Genomic DNA, 13,339 nt, shown 5'->3' with positions numbered 1-13,339 from the left:
TGCTGGTCCTTACTTCTTCTTGCCTTCCTTGCGGAAGATAAACTCGCCTTTGTAGCGAATGCCTTTGCCCTTGTAGGGCTCGGGACGACGCCAGTCGCGGATTTTGGCCGCAACTTCGCCAACGAGTTGTTGATCATTACCTTCGACAACGATTTCGGTCTGCTTCGGTGCGGTGATGGTGACACCTTCCGGGGCAGTGAAATCAACGTCGTGGCTGTAGCCCAGGTTCAGCTTCAGGGTGTTGCCCTGCATCTGAGCCCGGTAACCCACACCCTGGATCTCCAGCTCTTTTTTGAAGCCGGTGGTCACGCCTGCAACCAGGTTCGCGACCATGGTGCGGGACATGCCCCACTGCTGGCGCGCGCGCTTGGATTTGCCGCGGGGATCCACTTTGATGACATTGTCATCAACAGTCAGGGTGACGTCGTCGGTCGCGGTGAAGCTGCGGGCGCCTTTCGGGCCTTTGACTTCGATGGTCTGGCCGGACACAGAAGCAGTTACGCCGCTGGGAAGTTCGACCGGTTTTTTACCAATACGGGACATCGTGGGGCCTCCTTAGAAGACGGTGCAGAGCACTTCGCCGCCAACGTTGGCTGCGCGTGCGCTTGCGTCCGACATCACACCCTTGGGGGTGGAGACAATCGACACACCCAGGCCCTGACGGACCGACGGGATGTCATTGACGCCCATGTAAACGCGACGACCGGGTTTGGAGACCCGCTTCAGTTCACGAATGACAGGTTCGCCATCGAAGTATTTCAGGCTGATTTCCAGAGCCGGGTGGCCCTTTGCATCAGTCGCAGACTCATAACCGCGGATGTAACCCTCTTGCTTCAGCACATCCAGAACCCATGCACGCAGCTTGGAAGCCGGTGTCATGACAGTGGATTTGCCGCGCATTTGCGAGTTACGGATACGGGTGAGCATATCGCCGATAGGATCGTTCATATCAGTCTCTCCCTTACCAGCTCGATTTCACCATGCCGGGGATCTGGCCATTCGAGCCCAGTTCCCGCAGTGCGATACGGCTGATCTTCAGCTTACGGTAGTAAGCGTGAGGACGGCCGGTCAGCTGGCAGCGGTTGTGCAGACGGGTTGCCGACGAGTTACGCGGCAGTTTCGCCAGGTCGAGGCGCGCCTTGAAGCGCTCTTCCATCGGGCGAGATTCGTCGTTTGCGATTTCTTTCAGCTCGGCACGCTTCGCGGCGTATTTTGCCACCAGGCGTTCGCGCTTCTTCTCGCGTTCGATCATGCTTTTCTTAGCCATGTCTCTTCCTTCCCGCGCTTAGCTATTGAAGGGCATGTTGAAAGCTTTCAACAGCGCCTTTGCTTCCGCGTCGGTATTCGCGGTGGTGGCAATCACGATGTCCATACCCCAAGCTTCGTCGATCTTGTCGAAGTCGATCTCAGGGAAGACCATGTGCTCTTTCAGACCCATGGCATAGTTGCCACGGCCGTCAAAAGACGTGCCCGACACGCCGCGGAAGTCGCGGATACGGGGCATCGCGATGGTGGTCAGACGGTCGAGGAATTCGTACATCCGGTCGCCGCGCAGAGTCACCTTTGCGCCCATCGGCATGCCTTCGCGAACGCGGAAGCCGGCGATGGAGTTCTTTGCCACTGTGGTCAGTGCCTTCTGGCCCGCGATTGCGGTCAGATCAGCCTGAGCAGACTTGGCTTTCTTGCTGTCTTTGACGGCAGCACGGCCGCAGCCGATGTTCAGAACGATTTTGTCCAGCTTGGGGATCATCATGTCGTTCTTGTAGCCGAACTCTTCTTTCAGGGCGCCACGGATGGTTTCCTTGTAGAGAGCCTTCAGACGCGGGGTATAGGTTGCGTTATCAAGCATCAATCACGTCCCCCGTGGTTTTGGCGAAGCGCACTTTCTTGTCACCTTCCATACGGAAGCCAACGCGGGTTGCTTTGCCGTTTGCGTCCAGCAGGGCCAGGTTCGACAGCTGGATGGGCAGTGCCTTGGGCAGACGGCCACCCTGGTCAGACTGGGTCTGACGTGTGTGGCGGATTGCCATGTTCACACCGTCAACGATGGCTTTGCCGGCTTTGGGGTCAACGGAGGCGATGGTGCCTTCTTTGCCCTTGTCCTTGCCGGCCAGCACGACGACCTTGTCGCCTTTGCGGAGTTTAGCAGCCATGATTACAGCACCTCCGGAGCGAGCGAGATGATCTTCATGAAGTTTTTCGCGCGCAGCTCACGAACAACCGGGCCAAAGATACGGGTACCTACGGGCTCGTTGTTGTTGTTCAGGATGACAGCTGCATTGCGGTCAAAACGGATTGCGGTACCGTCTTCACGACGGACCTCTTTGGCGGTGCGTACGACGACGGCCTTGCGGACGTCCCCTTTTTTCACGCGGCCGCGCGGGATGGCTTCCTTGACCGAGACGACAATGATGTCGCCAACGGATGCGTACTTACGCTTGGAACCACCCAGAACCTTGATGCACTGAACTCGGCGAGCGCCGGAGTTGTCAGCAACATCCAGGTTTGTTTGCATCTGGATCATGTGGTTTCTCCCGACCTTTGGGGCGCCGATGCGTGGCGTAATCCCCCAGGGTTTCGACTAACTGTTAAGTCTAGTCGCCAGGAGTCTCGAGATGAGACTCTTAGGCTTCCAGAACTTCCCAGCGTTTCGTTTTCGATTTCGGCGCGCACTCGATGATGCGTACGGAATCGCCGACCTTGAAAGCGTTCTTTTCATCGTGAGCCCGGTACTTCTTGGACTTACGGATGGTTTTCTTCAGAACCGGATGCGTAAAGCGGCGCTCAACGGAAACGGTGACGGTCTGTGCGTTAGCGTCGGAGGTCACAACGCCTTGCAGGATACGTTTGGGCATTCGAGAAGCTCCTTATTCAGCTGCAGCAGCAGCTTTTTCGTTCAGGATGGTTTTGACGCGTGCAGCATTGCGGCGGGCCGCCTTGATGCCTGCGGTCGATTCCAGCTGACCGGTTGCCTGCTGAAAACGCAGGTTGAAGCTCTCTTTTTTCAGGGATGCGAGGGTATCGCGGAGTTCATCCACGGTTTTCTCGCGCAGATCATTGGCGTTCATCGCCTTTGTTCCTTGTCCTAAGCACCAGAAGGCCCCGAGATGGGTCACCTTTGAACCTGGTGGGTTATGTCACACCGCGCCGAAAGACGCGGCAAAAAGAATCACCAGCCCCAGATCCACGCGGGACAGGGGTCAGGCGATGGGTCCACTTACAGGAGGTAGACGGTCGGGGCAAGGGTGAAGTTTGCGACACCCTTTGGCACCCGGTCGCGCCCCTTAGCGCAGCTCGCGAACCCGCGTTAAGATCGTGTCAAATTGCCACCCGCTTTGGAGCCGCGCAAGCCACAGGCGTTTCCCCATTCCAGAAATCATCATCGCGTGCCGCCTCGCCCGAACTCGCTGGATATCCTGAATGCGGATCTGATCGGCAATGCCTTGCTTTTCGACAATCAGCACGCGCTGTGTGGTGATGATGTAGGTGACCGAGCGAAAGGCACGATGGATGAACTGCCAGATCACTAGAGCCAGTGGCGCGCAGAGCACAATGACGATCACCTCAGTCAGCGTTAGCGCAATGCGGGCGTGAGTGGCGTGAACGACTTGCTCGCCGGCAAGAAGCTCGATTGCCGCGTGATCGTACATGCTGCGTACCTAGTGTCGACACATCTTGGGATGCATCCGCTGGAAGCCGCCCCTTAAACTGGAGGCGCGTTAAGATGCCCAATCATCAGCGAGATAAACGCCCCCACATGTACCACCATAATCGCCTTATCTTTCCACATCGCGCCAACGGCAAACCACAGGAAGATACCGGCGAAGAAAAAGTAAACGTTCCACGGCGTCATATTGAGACCGGTCATTCCATAGCCAACCAGCTGAATAGCGGTCGCAACCCATTTAACGATATCAACGGTCTTCACGTCTGATCACTCCCAGCGGTAGTTAAAGCTCACCGAGACACGCTCGTCTTCGGCCATGTTCATCGGCACCTCGTGGCGGATGAAGCTTTCCCACAGCAGCACATCCCCGACGGCGGGCGACTGGTAGACAAATGTCTTCAGCTCCTGACGGCAGTCCTTCATGCGCGGGGGATGCGCCATCATCATGGCGTGGCGCGGGTCCTCCAGCTTCAGCGCGCTCGCGCCTTCGGGCATCGACACATAGGTCGTGCCGGAGATCACCGAATGAGGGTGGATGTGGCTGGCGTGGGTGCCGCCCTCGGGCAGGATGTTGATCCAGAGATCCTCCAGAACCAACGCACGTCCGTCCAGATCCAGTTGCAGATCCTTGGCAAAGGCCGCGACATGCAGATCAAGCGACTTCACCAGATCGGCAAAAATCGGGAAGCGCCACGGCAGATCGGTCAGCGAGGCATAGGAGGTATAGCCGGGATAGCCGTTCTCCTCGCACCAATCCTGACCGGCTTCATCGTCCTGAGCGATCACGAAGCAGGAGTTTTCAAGTTCACCGGCATCAACCTTTGGTCCGTGTTCGGACAGGGCTGCGCGGTAGAGACGGGTTACAAAGAGGGAATCTATCTGTGCCATATCTGTCCTTTAGCGCAACATCAGGGTGAGTACGAGATGCTTTGCCGGACAAGATAGGTCTGCCCCCTTCCCTTTTCACCGCGCCCGCCCATAAGCTGGCCTCACCCAGGATGAGGAGCAGAACATGCGCTGGATATTGAGACTGCTGAGCCATGGGATCGCGCTGGCGTTCGGATTTGCTTTGGGAATCTACATGTTGCCGATCCTGACCGCGCCGCAGAGCCCGGATGCCGCAACCCTGAGCGAAAGCGCCAAGGGAGCACGCTTTACCGGCAGTTTCAGCCGCGATCTGGCCGGCAGCGATTTCCTGCATTGGGGCACCGGCAGCATCAGCCTGTCGCCGCAGCAGATCACCCATATGGGCGAGCTGGCACCAGGCCCGGACTACAAACTCTACCTGACGCCAGAGTTTGTTGAGGATGAGGCCGGGTTCGAGGCGATCAAGGCCGCGTCGGCGCGGATTGGCGATGTGAAGATGTTCGACGGGCTGATCCTGCCCATCCCCGAAGGGATCAACATCGAGGATTACACCACCGTGGTGATCTGGTGTGAGGCCTTCGGAGAGTTCATCACCGCCGCAAAATATCGCTAGCCTGACCGCCCGCCGCCGGGGCGGACAAATCATTCTACGCCGAAGGCACATAAGAAAACCCCCACCGATCGCTCGGCGGGGGCTTTTTGTTTTTCATCGGATGCGCAAGAGCGCCGCCGCTTACCAGTCTTCGCGAACTACGACGCGGGTCTTGACCGGCAGCTTCATCGCGGCCAGGCGCAGGGCCTCGCGTGCGATGTCGTCATTGACGCCGTCGATCTCGAACATCACGCGACCGGGCTTCACTTTGCATGCCCAGTAATCCACGGAGCCCTTACCTTTACCCATACGAACTTCGACGGGCTTGGAGGTTACCGGGGTATCCGGGAAGATGCGGATCCAGACACGACCCTGACGCTTCATGTGGCGGGTCATGGCACGACGAGCAGCCTCAATCTGACGCGCGGTAACACGCTCAGGAGTGGTTGCCTTCAGGCCATAGGTGCCGAAGTTCAGGTCCGAACCGCCTTTTGCTTCGCCGGAAATCCGGCCTTTGTGCATTTTGCGGAATTTAGTACGCTTTGGTTGAAGCATGTCATCTCCTCCTTAGCGACGACCGCCTGCACCGCGAGGTGCCGGACCGTCCTGGAGTTCCTGTGCTTTACGGTCACGCGCCTGAGGATCGTGTTCCATGATCTCGCCTTTGAAGATCCAGACTTTGATCCCGATGATCCCGTACGGGGTCATGGCTTCGGAGTGAGCGTAATCGATGTCGGCGCGCAGCGTGTGCAGCGGCACACGACCTTCACGGTACCATTCGGTCCGTGCGATTTCAGCACCACCCAGACGACCTGCAACGTTCACCCGGATACCCAGGGCGCCCATACGCATGGCGTTCTGCACGGCACGCTTCATCGCGCGACGGAAGGACACACGACGTTCCAGCTGCTGAGCGATGGACTCGCCAACCAGCTGTGCGTCGAGCTCGGGCTTGCGGACTTCAACGATGTTGAGGTGCAGTTCCGAGTCTGTCATCGAGGCGAGCTTCTTGCGCAGCACTTCGATGTCAGCACCTTTTTTACCGATGATCACGCCCGGACGTGCGGTGTGAATGGTCACACGGCACTTCTTGTGGGGGCGTTCGATGATCACGCGGGCGATGCCTGCCTGCTTGCACTCTTCCTTGATGAAATCACGGATGCGCAGGTCTTCCAGCAGCAGATCACCATAGTCTTTGGTGTCGGCGTACCAACGGCTGTCCCAGGTGCGGTTGACCTGAAGGCGCATGCCGACCGGATTGACTTTATGTCCCATTAGGCTTGCTCCTCAACTTGACGCACCTTGATGGTGATCTCCGAAAACGGCTTGAGGATTTTGCCAAACCGGCCACGGGCACGAGGACGGCCGCGTTTCATGGTCAGGTTCTTACCCACATAAGCCTCGGCAACGATCAGTTCATCGACGTCCAGGTTATGGTTGTTCTCGGCGTTCGCGATGGCGGACTGAAGGCATTTCTTCACGTCCTGTGCGACCCGCTTGTTGGAGAAAGTCAGGTCGGTCAGAGCCTTCTCAACTTTCTTGCCACGGATCATAGCGGCGACGAGGTTCAGTTTCTGCGGGGAGGTACGGAGCATGCGCAGTTTTGCCATTGCTTCGTTGTCTGCCACGCGGCGGGGATTTTTTGCCTTGCCCATGACTTACTTCCGCTTCGCTTTTTTGTCCGCAGCATGACCGTAGTAGGTCCGTGTCGGCGAATATTCACCGAACTTCTGACCGATCATGTCTTCCGAGACGTTGACGGGGATGTGCTTCTGACCGTTGTAAACGCCAAACGTCAGGCCCACGAACTGGGGCAGGATCGTCGAGCGGCGCGACCAGATCTTGATGACTTCATTGCGGCCCGACTCGCGCGCTGCTTCGGCTTTTTTCAGCACGTAAGCATCGACAAAGGGGCCTTTCCATACAGAGCGAGACATATGTTAACGTCCCTTCTTCTTGGCGTGGCGCGAGCGGATGATAAGCTTTTGCGACGCTTTGTTTTTGTTGCGGGTACGCTTGCCTTTGGTCGGCTTACCCCAGGGTGTCACCGGGTGACGACCACCGGAGGTACGGCCTTCACCACCACCGTGCGGGTGGTCGATCGGGTTCATAACCACACCACGCACAGAAGGACGCTTGCCCTTGTGGCGCATACGGCCGGCTTTACCAAAGTTCTGGTTCGAGTTGTCGGGGTTGCTGACCGCACCAACGGTGGCCATGCATTCCTGACGAACCAGGCGCAGTTCGCCCGAGGACAGGCGGATCTGAGCGTAGCCACCATCACGACCAACGAACTGAGCGTAAGTACCGGCTGCACGGGCGATCTGGCCGCCTTTGCCGGGCTTCATTTCGATGTTGTGAACGATGGTACCGATCGGCATGCCCGAGAACGGCATTGCGTTGCCCGGCTTGATGTCGGCCTTCGCGGATGCGATCACCTTGTCACCAACTGCCAGACGCTGCGGAGCGAGGATATAGGCCTGCTCGCCGTCTTCGTATTTGATCAGCGCGATGAATGCGGTCCGGTTCGGGTCATATTCGATCCGTTCAACGGTTGCCGCGACATCAAATTTGTTCCGTTTGAAGTCAACGATCCGGTAGAGACGCTTTGCGCCGCCGCCACGACGACGTGAAGTGATCCGTCCGGTGTTGTTCCGGCCGCCCGATTTGGTCAGACCCTCAGTGAGAGATTTGACCGGACGCCCTTTCCAAAGCTCCGAACGGTCGATCAGAACCAGCCCACGCTGGCCCGGCGTCGTCGGCTTATACGACTTGAGTGCCATGCTTTCTGTCTTCCGTTTAGCGTGCAGACCCTTAGGTTTTTGTCTTTGGGCCCGCTATGTGTAAGCCCCCCGCCCGGTTGTCCCACAATGAGACGCCCTACTAGGGTGGCCAGATTATAGGGCCCCGAAGGTCCCCAGGTTCGAACATCCTGACAAACGTAATAACCCCGGAGCGAATCCGGGGTCGTCAGGATTGCTGCGGCTTAGCAGAGTCGGGGGGAGGTGGCAATGGGGGAGTTCAGCCGAACCTGTCAGCACCCACCATAGTTCTTTCGTCCACCTGCAGATATCGTATAGCGCCCGCCGCGAGGGCCCGTATAACACCGTGGAGCTGATCGGTAAGCTCGAACTTTGGGCGTATGGTGAAACTTTCGATATGCTCGCTTGACCTCCCGCCCCCATTCACAGGCGAAACCATCACCATCGCCATCCAATCTGTGCGGATCTGCTGTCGGCCCGCCAGACGATAGGAAGAATTTCTGAGCCTCGGCTGCGGTGGCAAAATCATCACAGTTCCTATCATTTCGCCGCTGCACACCCGACGACGATCTTTCAAACCGTTCTCTACCAACCAGCTCGGCAGTGCGTCGACCTATGAAGTTAAAAGTCCCGGAACTGTACTCCCCACGCGAACCTAACTCAGCTTCGATTTGAGCAAGTTTCAAGAGATTGCGTTCTAAGCTATGCTGGTACCAAAGAGTATCGCTTCTCTGACTGCTGTAGACATGTGAAGTCACAGCCGAAGAACATCCGGCGACGAGACCGACCACAATAATTACGTATTTCATATCTGTGTCCTAAAATATGCAACTTGAATAGCGCACATTCCTTAACTCGAACCACTCCTCGAAACAACTTTCAGGACTGAGCTAAACGGAGCGGACCGGATCGCCCAACCGCAGGCCAGGCAACCCCGCCCGAGGTCGTGCCCTACCCTTCGTTGCCCCCTGCCCCAACGAAAAAGGCCCCCGCTTCCGCGAGGGCCTCTCAATCTTGTAAAAAGGCAGATCTCAGAGTCCGGTGGACACGTCGATGGTGTTGCCTTCTTCCAGGGTCACATAGGCTTTTTTCACGTCTTTACGCTTGCCCAGCTGGCCGCGGAAACGCTTGACCTTACCCTTGGTGATGGTGGTGTTGACCGCTTTGACCTTCACACCAAAGAGCGCCTCAACGGCTTCTTTGATCTGGGGTTTGTTGGAGTCGATCGCTACTTCAAAGACCACTGCACCGGTTTCGGATGCCATGGTTGCTTTTTCGGTGATGATCGGCTTGCGGATCACGTCGTAGTGTTCTGCCTTCGCGCTCATTTCAGGCGAGCCTCCAGTGCTTCGACACCTGCTTTGGTGAGCACCAGGGTGTCACGCTTCAGGATGTCATAGACGTTTGCGCCCATTGTCGGCAGGATATCCAGACCTTCGATGTTGCGCGCGGCGCGGGCGAAGCCCTCGTTCACGGATGCACCATCGATGACCAGCGCGCGCTTCCAGCCCAGGTCCTTGACCTGTTTGGCCAGAGCGGCGGTCTTGCCTTCGGAATCGGCGTTTTCGATAACGACCAGTTCACCCGCTTTTGCTTTGGCGGACAGCGCGTGGCGCAGACCCAGCTTGCGGAATTTCTTGGTCAGCTCGTGGCCGTGCGAACGCGGGGTCGGACCCTTGTAGACACCACCCTTGCGGAAGATCGGCGCATTACGGTCACCGTGGCGTGCGCCGCCGGTGCCCTTCTGGCGATAGATCTTCTTGGTCGAGTAGGAGGTCTCGGACCGCGTCTTGACCTTGTGGGTACCGGCCTGCGCGTTGTTACGCTGCCAGCGCACCACACGGTGCAGGATGTCGGTGCGCGGCTCCAGGCCGAACAGCTCTGCATCCAGCTCGATGTCGCCGGCTTTGCCGCCGTCCAGTTTGATCACATCAAGTTTCATGCTTCACCACCTTCCGCGGAGACTTCTTCCGCTGCAGCCGACTTCAGAGCTGCCGGGAAAGGCAGACCTTCGGGGGCTTTCTTTTTCACGGCGTCTTTGACGGTGACCCAGCCACCTTTGGAGCCGGGAACGGCGCCTTTGATCATGATCAGGCCACGATCGGCGTCGGTCTTGACGACTTCAAGGTTCTGAGTGGTCACGCGGGCAGCACCCATGTGGCCGGCCATTTTCTTGCCTTTGAAAACCTTGCCGGGATCCTGACACTGACCGGTCGAACCGTGGGAACGGTGGGAGATCGACACACCGTGCGAGGCGCGCAGACCACCGAAGTTCCAGCGCTTCATCGCACCGGCAAAACCTTTACCGATGGAGGTGCCGGTCACGTCTACCTTCTGACCTTCGAGGAAGTGCTCGGCGGAGATTTCCGCGCCCACTTCGATCAGGGCGTCCGCAGGCACGCGGAACTCAACCAGCTTGCGCTTGGGCTCAACCTTCGCTGCTGCGAAGTGGCCGCGCATGGCTTTGGAGACGCGCTTGACCTTGGCCGAACCTGCGCCGAGCTGAACGGCGGTGTAGCCGTCTTTTTCCTCGGTGCGCTGTGCGGTCACTTGCAGGCCGTCCAGCTGAAGAACGGTCACAGGAACCTGCTTGCCGTCTTCGAGGAACAGCCGGGTCATGCCGACTTTCTTTGCGATAATACCAGAGCGCATATGTTTACCCTCCGATCTTAGGATTGCAGCTTGATTTCGACGTCCACACCAGCGGCGAGGTCGAGCTTCATCAGCGCGTCCACGGTCTGGGGGGTCGGATCAACGATGTCCAGGAGCCGCTTGTGGGTGCGGATCTCGAACTGGTCACGAGATTTCTTGTCAACGTGCGGGCCACGCAGAACGGTGAATTTCTCAATCTTGTTCGGCAGGGGGATCGGGCCGCGCACCTGCGCGCCGGTCCGCTTGGCAGTGTTCACGATTTCCTGCGTGCTGGCGTCCAGTACGCGGAAGTCGAATGCCTTCAGCCGGATACGGATATTTTGGCTTTGCATAGTCATGCCTTTTTTTCAGGCGTTGGGGTTGAGAGGAGGGCAAGCGACCACCGCGCACCCTCATCGAACCCAAAAGGCGGGAATCACCCCGCCTTTGCCCCGCAGTGCGGGATGGCGCCGTATACGCCTGATAGCCGTGTGTGGCAAGGGGTTCCGCACCGATACGTTTGCGTTTGGGGCGGGCGACGGGTTTGGGGTTTGATTATCATCTTGTCCAGATAGTTAGGGCAGTCAGGCCAACCGCCCTGACTTGCGCTATCGGAAATTCCTTGCTTGGGCTTCCAGTCGGCTGAAAGGGTCCTGCTTTGCTAAGCGGGAGATTCTGGGTTTGAGAAGGCCAACCTCCTCCAACGCCTCCCGTACAGATGACGCAGCCTTCGCGCCAATTGACCAGTAGATGTAGACCATAAACGCGACAGGCAGAACCATCCCTCCAAAGGCGGGTTTCATTACGCAAAACGGAAGAATAAAAACCATCCCCAAGAGGATCATCTGGGATTTTCTGGACGCCTGGGTAAATCGCTGCATAAACCCTGCTTTTGCCAATCCATGGCCCCCCCCTTCTTCCTCGGACTGCAGTTCAGGACTGGACCGCTCAGGTAACGTTTTCTGCACTCTTGCTGCAGTCTGGCGCAGCGTTTTCGGCTGAGACACTCCAGGGTCCGGCCTGCCAAACCGGGCACCTTTCTCGCCAGCACTGGCGATGGGAGAACTGGCCAAGATTGCCCGTTCGACACTGGCAGCGTCCCGTTCGCTCTGCCGCTGCTTGCTACGGCGAGCCAATCCGAATTTGATCGCTGCCAGTACAAGCAGAACGCCGGAAAGCTTCCACAACTTCCCGCGCAACCTTTGAGGATCGCCCGCATAGGTCAATCCCTTTTCCCGGCCTTCCCAAAAAGGCTCGACGACTATGAAGTCCGGGCCCTTCGTCAGCCCCTGTTCTTTGAAGGCATCGTTAACCAGGTCTGAAAAAGATCCTGCATTGGTGCTCACACCATTGAACGCAAAGTACGAATGCCCAGTCTCGTCCAGCTTACCAGGGACCTGAAACTCGGAGATTCGGCTGATGAAATCAGCTTTCTCACGCTCCGACATCAAAATAATGGCACGGACCTGTTTAGTGCTCGAAGTGTCAGCGGCGCCTTGCAGCACATACATATACCCTTCTGTGCGGACGCTGCCTTTCTTGGTCTTGCGAAGACGATAATTGAAATTCGTATTGATCCACCCACCAATGTGAACCTCGTCCGCCAGACCGACATCGCTCTGCCTGTCAAAAGCAGACAAATCCACCCGGCCCGGAATCGGCTGGGCCAACGCAGCTGTGGCATCGGCCTTTTCTTTCAACTCGTTCTGATAAACTTGCTCACTCAAATACAAGAAACCTGCGGCAGCAGCTGCGTATACCCACCAAGGGGCGATCAGAAACAAATAAATTAAACGTCCCATTCAAAGACTCCCTAAAAGCTTTCCCCTTTCTTGGCGGAGGAAAACGCTTGGAATGTGAAACTATTATGGCGTGATTTTGACACCCTCTTAGCCACCTATGCGGGCGCAATTCAAGGCGCAGCATCAGGGCTACCGACTCCCGAAGAGCCTCGCGCCACATAGAAAAAGGCCGCCCCGGTTGGAGCGGCCTTTCTATTTTCTCACCTGAGTGGCGCTCGGTGATTTTCTAGCGAAAACCACCTGTCACCGCAGGCCAGAGTTTCCGGTGGAAACTCGACCTTAGTCGGTGATTTTCGACACAACGCCGGCGCCGACGGTGCGGCCGCCTTCGCGGATCGCAAAGCGCAGGCCCTGCTCCATCGCGATCGGCGCGATCAGTTCAACGTCGAACTTCAGGTTGTCGCCGGGCATAACCATCTCGGTGCCCTCAGGCAGGGTCACGGTGCCGGTCACGTCGGTGGTCCGGAAGTAGAACTGCGGACGGTAGTTCGCGAAGAACGGGGTGTGACGACCGCCTTCTTCCTTGGTGAGGATATAGGCCTCAGCTTCGAACTTGGTGTGCGGCTTCACGGAACCCGGCTTACACAGAACCTGACCACGCTCAACGCCGTCACGGTCCACACCACGCAGCAGCGCGCCGATGTTGTCGCCTGCTTCACCACGGTCCAAGAGTTTGCGGAACATTTCCACACCGGTACAGGTGGTGGTGGAGGTGTCACGGATACCAACGATCTCGATCGAGTCGCCAACGTTGATCACGCCGCGCTCAATACGACCGGTCACAACGGTGCCACGGCCGGAAATCGAGAACACGTCTTCGATCGGCATCAGGAACGGCTGGTCAACAGCGCGCTCAGGCGTGTCGATGTAATCGTCAACAGCCGCCATCAGTTCTTTGATCTTGTCGGCGCCGATCGCGTCGTCACGGCCTTCCATCGCCGCCAGAGCGGACCCTGCGATGATCGGGATATCGTCGCCCGGGTAGTCGTAGGAAGACAGCAGTTCGCGGATTTCCATC

At 57.7% G+C, this 13,339-nt stretch carries 24 protein-coding genes; 1 reads left to right on the top strand and 23 read right to left on the bottom strand.

Annotation, left to right across the window (positions count from 1 at the left end):
• Positions 1 to 9: 9 nt before the first annotated feature.
• The 11 genes from rplF to VWZ85_RS14550 form a co-directional block, all read right to left on the bottom strand.
• Positions 10 to 543, bottom strand: coding sequence for a 50S ribosomal protein L6 (gene rplF, locus VWZ85_RS14600; protein ID WP_340546597.1), 534 nt, complete (start codon positions 541 to 543; stop codon positions 10 to 12).
• A 12-nt stretch (positions 544 to 555) separates the two neighbouring features.
• Positions 556 to 948 (bottom strand): 30S ribosomal protein S8, encoded by a 393-nt coding sequence (gene rpsH, locus VWZ85_RS14595; protein WP_014875996.1) that lies wholly within the window; start codon positions 946 to 948, stop codon positions 556 to 558.
• A 13-nt stretch (positions 949 to 961) separates the two neighbouring features.
• Positions 962 to 1,267, bottom strand: coding sequence for a 30S ribosomal protein S14 (gene rpsN / locus VWZ85_RS14590; RefSeq protein WP_008561382.1), 306 nt, complete (start codon positions 1,265 to 1,267; stop codon positions 962 to 964).
• A gap of 18 nt (positions 1,268 to 1,285) precedes the next feature.
• On the bottom strand, positions 1,286 to 1,849 hold the full coding sequence (gene rplE, locus VWZ85_RS14585; protein ID WP_340546596.1) for a 50S ribosomal protein L5: 564 nt from the start codon (positions 1,847 to 1,849) through the stop codon (positions 1,286 to 1,288).
• Complete coding sequence (gene rplX, locus VWZ85_RS14580) at positions 1,842 to 2,153, bottom strand: 50S ribosomal protein L24 (protein ID WP_014875998.1); 312 nt, start codon at positions 2,151 to 2,153, stop codon at positions 1,842 to 1,844. The genes rplE and rplX overlap by 8 nt, the downstream gene beginning before the upstream one ends.
• A gap of 2 nt (positions 2,154 to 2,155) precedes the next feature.
• On the bottom strand, positions 2,156 to 2,524 hold the full coding sequence (gene rplN, locus VWZ85_RS14575; protein WP_005621870.1) for a 50S ribosomal protein L14: 369 nt from the start codon (positions 2,522 to 2,524) through the stop codon (positions 2,156 to 2,158).
• 100 nt (positions 2,525 to 2,624) lie between these two features.
• On the bottom strand, positions 2,625 to 2,855 hold the full coding sequence (rpsQ, locus tag VWZ85_RS14570) for a 30S ribosomal protein S17 (RefSeq protein ID WP_005621877.1): 231 nt from the start codon (positions 2,853 to 2,855) through the stop codon (positions 2,625 to 2,627).
• A 12-nt stretch (positions 2,856 to 2,867) separates the two neighbouring features.
• Complete coding sequence (gene rpmC / locus VWZ85_RS14565) at positions 2,868 to 3,068, bottom strand: 50S ribosomal protein L29 (RefSeq protein WP_014876000.1); 201 nt, start codon at positions 3,066 to 3,068, stop codon at positions 2,868 to 2,870.
• 216 nt (positions 3,069 to 3,284) lie between these two features.
• Positions 3,285 to 3,650 (bottom strand): hypothetical protein, encoded by a 366-nt coding sequence (locus tag VWZ85_RS14560; protein ID WP_416589395.1) that lies wholly within the window; start codon positions 3,648 to 3,650, stop codon positions 3,285 to 3,287.
• Positions 3,651 to 3,703: 53 nt separating this feature from the next.
• Positions 3,704 to 3,928 (bottom strand): DUF6552 family protein, encoded by a 225-nt coding sequence (locus VWZ85_RS14555; RefSeq protein ID WP_102849740.1) that lies wholly within the window; start codon positions 3,926 to 3,928, stop codon positions 3,704 to 3,706.
• Positions 3,929 to 3,934: 6 nt separating this feature from the next.
• A complete protein-coding gene (locus VWZ85_RS14550; protein WP_340546594.1) occupies positions 3,935 to 4,555 on the bottom strand; it encodes a TIGR02466 family protein in 621 nt (206 codons plus the stop codon).
• Positions 4,556 to 4,679: 124 nt separating this feature from the next.
• On the opposite strand from VWZ85_RS14550, the gene VWZ85_RS14545 reads away from it, so the two are divergent.
• Positions 4,680 to 5,147: a DM13 domain-containing protein gene (locus VWZ85_RS14545; RefSeq protein WP_416544448.1), complete on the top strand. Its 468-nt coding sequence runs from the start codon at positions 4,680 to 4,682 to the stop codon at positions 5,145 to 5,147.
• A 120-nt stretch (positions 5,148 to 5,267) separates the two neighbouring features.
• On the opposite strand, the gene rplP is transcribed toward VWZ85_RS14545, so the two are convergent.
• The 12 genes from rplP to VWZ85_RS14485 all read right to left on the bottom strand — a co-directional run.
• Entirely contained in the window at positions 5,268 to 5,681 is a 414-nt protein-coding gene (rplP, locus tag VWZ85_RS14540) for a 50S ribosomal protein L16 (RefSeq protein ID WP_008559969.1), read from the bottom strand.
• 12 nt (positions 5,682 to 5,693) lie between these two features.
• Positions 5,694 to 6,401 carry a 30S ribosomal protein S3 gene (rpsC, locus tag VWZ85_RS14535; protein ID WP_024095828.1) on the bottom strand — a complete coding sequence of 236 codons (708 nt, stop codon included), beginning with the start codon at positions 6,399 to 6,401 and terminating at the stop codon, positions 5,694 to 5,696.
• The gene (rplV, locus tag VWZ85_RS14530) at positions 6,401 to 6,781 is read right to left on the bottom strand and encodes a 50S ribosomal protein L22 (protein WP_340546592.1); all 381 of its coding nucleotides are present in this window, start codon (positions 6,779 to 6,781) and stop codon (positions 6,401 to 6,403) included. The genes rpsC and rplV overlap by 1 nt, the downstream gene beginning before the upstream one ends.
• Positions 6,782 to 6,784: 3 nt before the next feature.
• Positions 6,785 to 7,063, bottom strand: a complete 279-nt coding sequence (gene rpsS / locus VWZ85_RS14525; protein ID WP_005980699.1) for a 30S ribosomal protein S19 — start codon at positions 7,061 to 7,063, stop codon at positions 6,785 to 6,787.
• A 3-nt stretch (positions 7,064 to 7,066) separates the two neighbouring features.
• Entirely contained in the window at positions 7,067 to 7,909 is an 843-nt protein-coding gene (gene rplB, locus VWZ85_RS14520; protein ID WP_008561157.1) for a 50S ribosomal protein L2, read from the bottom strand.
• 251 nt (positions 7,910 to 8,160) lie between these two features.
• Positions 8,161 to 8,697 (bottom strand): excalibur calcium-binding domain-containing protein, encoded by a 537-nt coding sequence (locus VWZ85_RS14515; RefSeq protein WP_416589394.1) that lies wholly within the window; start codon positions 8,695 to 8,697, stop codon positions 8,161 to 8,163.
• A 222-nt stretch (positions 8,698 to 8,919) separates the two neighbouring features.
• Positions 8,920 to 9,216 carry a 50S ribosomal protein L23 gene (locus tag VWZ85_RS14510; protein WP_102849743.1) on the bottom strand — a complete coding sequence of 99 codons (297 nt, stop codon included), beginning with the start codon at positions 9,214 to 9,216 and terminating at the stop codon, positions 8,920 to 8,922.
• On the bottom strand, positions 9,213 to 9,830 hold the full coding sequence (rplD, locus tag VWZ85_RS14505) for a 50S ribosomal protein L4 (RefSeq protein ID WP_340546591.1): 618 nt from the start codon (positions 9,828 to 9,830) through the stop codon (positions 9,213 to 9,215). Before rplD ends, VWZ85_RS14510 begins: the two co-directional genes overlap by 4 nt.
• The gene (gene rplC, locus VWZ85_RS14500) at positions 9,827 to 10,540 is read right to left on the bottom strand and encodes a 50S ribosomal protein L3 (RefSeq protein WP_102870588.1); all 714 of its coding nucleotides are present in this window, start codon (positions 10,538 to 10,540) and stop codon (positions 9,827 to 9,829) included. The genes rplD and rplC overlap by 4 nt, the downstream gene beginning before the upstream one ends.
• A gap of 17 nt (positions 10,541 to 10,557) precedes the next feature.
• Entirely contained in the window at positions 10,558 to 10,872 is a 315-nt protein-coding gene (gene rpsJ, locus VWZ85_RS14495) for a 30S ribosomal protein S10 (RefSeq protein ID WP_008563081.1), read from the bottom strand.
• Between the two features lie 255 nt (positions 10,873 to 11,127).
• Complete coding sequence (locus VWZ85_RS14490; protein ID WP_416589393.1) at positions 11,128 to 12,321, bottom strand: hypothetical protein; 1,194 nt, start codon at positions 12,319 to 12,321, stop codon at positions 11,128 to 11,130.
• A gap of 279 nt (positions 12,322 to 12,600) precedes the next feature.
• Positions 12,601 to 13,339, bottom strand: a 739-nt coding sequence (locus VWZ85_RS14485) for an EF-Tu/IF-2/RF-3 family GTPase (protein ID WP_416595499.1), incomplete at its 5' end; no start/stop codon positions are given.

This window comes from Phaeobacter sp. JH20_29 (assembly GCF_048056175.1).
Lineage (GTDB): Bacteria > Pseudomonadota > Alphaproteobacteria > Rhodobacterales > Rhodobacteraceae > Phaeobacter > Phaeobacter bryozoorum.
This window is presented reverse-complemented; position numbering and strand designations above follow the sequence as displayed.

Excerpts from the sequence above, each read along its gene's own strand:
- rplF (WP_340546597.1), bottom strand. The coding sequence starts at position 543 with ATGTCCCGTATTGGTAAAAAACCGGTCGAACTTCCCAGCGGCGTAACT.
- rpsH (WP_014875996.1), bottom strand. The coding sequence starts at position 948 with ATGAACGATCCTATCGGCGATATGCTCACCCGTATCCGTAACTCGCAA.
- rpsN (WP_008561382.1), bottom strand. The coding sequence starts at position 1,267 with ATGGCTAAGAAAAGCATGATCGAACGCGAGAAGAAGCGCGAACGCCTG.
- rplE (WP_340546596.1), bottom strand. The coding sequence starts at position 1,849 with ATGCTTGATAACGCAACCTATACCCCGCGTCTGAAGGCTCTCTACAAG.
- rplX (WP_014875998.1), bottom strand. The coding sequence starts at position 2,153 with ATGGCTGCTAAACTCCGCAAAGGCGACAAGGTCGTCGTGCTGGCCGGC.
- rplN (WP_005621870.1), bottom strand. The coding sequence starts at position 2,524 with ATGATCCAGATGCAAACAAACCTGGATGTTGCTGACAACTCCGGCGCT.
- rpsQ (WP_005621877.1), bottom strand. The coding sequence starts at position 2,855 with ATGCCCAAACGTATCCTGCAAGGCGTTGTGACCTCCGACGCTAACGCA.
- rpmC (WP_014876000.1), bottom strand. The coding sequence starts at position 3,068 with ATGAACGCCAATGATCTGCGCGAGAAAACCGTGGATGAACTCCGCGAT.
- VWZ85_RS14560 (WP_416589395.1), bottom strand. The coding sequence starts at position 3,650 with ATGTACGATCACGCGGCAATCGAGCTTCTTGCCGGCGAGCAAGTCGTT.
- VWZ85_RS14550 (WP_340546594.1), bottom strand. The coding sequence starts at position 4,555 with ATGGCACAGATAGATTCCCTCTTTGTAACCCGTCTCTACCGCGCAGCC.
- VWZ85_RS14545 (WP_416544448.1), top strand. The coding sequence starts at position 4,680 with ATGCGCTGGATATTGAGACTGCTGAGCCATGGGATCGCGCTGGCGTTC.
- rplP (WP_008559969.1), bottom strand. The coding sequence starts at position 5,681 with ATGCTTCAACCAAAGCGTACTAAATTCCGCAAAATGCACAAAGGCCGG.
- rpsC (WP_024095828.1), bottom strand. The coding sequence starts at position 6,401 with ATGGGACATAAAGTCAATCCGGTCGGCATGCGCCTTCAGGTCAACCGC.
- rplV (WP_340546592.1), bottom strand. The coding sequence starts at position 6,781 with ATGGGCAAGGCAAAAAATCCCCGCCGCGTGGCAGACAACGAAGCAATG.
- rpsS (WP_005980699.1), bottom strand. The coding sequence starts at position 7,063 with ATGTCTCGCTCTGTATGGAAAGGCCCCTTTGTCGATGCTTACGTGCTG.
- rplB (WP_008561157.1), bottom strand. The coding sequence starts at position 7,909 with ATGGCACTCAAGTCGTATAAGCCGACGACGCCGGGCCAGCGTGGGCTG.
- VWZ85_RS14515 (WP_416589394.1), bottom strand. The coding sequence starts at position 8,697 with ATGAAATACGTAATTATTGTGGTCGGTCTCGTCGCCGGATGTTCTTCG.
- VWZ85_RS14510 (WP_102849743.1), bottom strand. The coding sequence starts at position 9,216 with ATGAGCGCGAAGGCAGAACACTACGACGTGATCCGCAAGCCGATCATC.
- rplD (WP_340546591.1), bottom strand. The coding sequence starts at position 9,830 with ATGAAACTTGATGTGATCAAACTGGACGGCGGCAAAGCCGGCGACATC.
- rplC (WP_102870588.1), bottom strand. The coding sequence starts at position 10,540 with ATGCGCTCTGGTATTATCGCAAAGAAAGTCGGCATGACCCGGCTGTTC.
- rpsJ (WP_008563081.1), bottom strand. The coding sequence starts at position 10,872 with ATGCAAAGCCAAAATATCCGTATCCGGCTGAAGGCATTCGACTTCCGC.
- VWZ85_RS14490 (WP_416589393.1), bottom strand. The coding sequence starts at position 12,321 with ATGGGACGTTTAATTTATTTGTTTCTGATCGCCCCTTGGTGGGTATAC.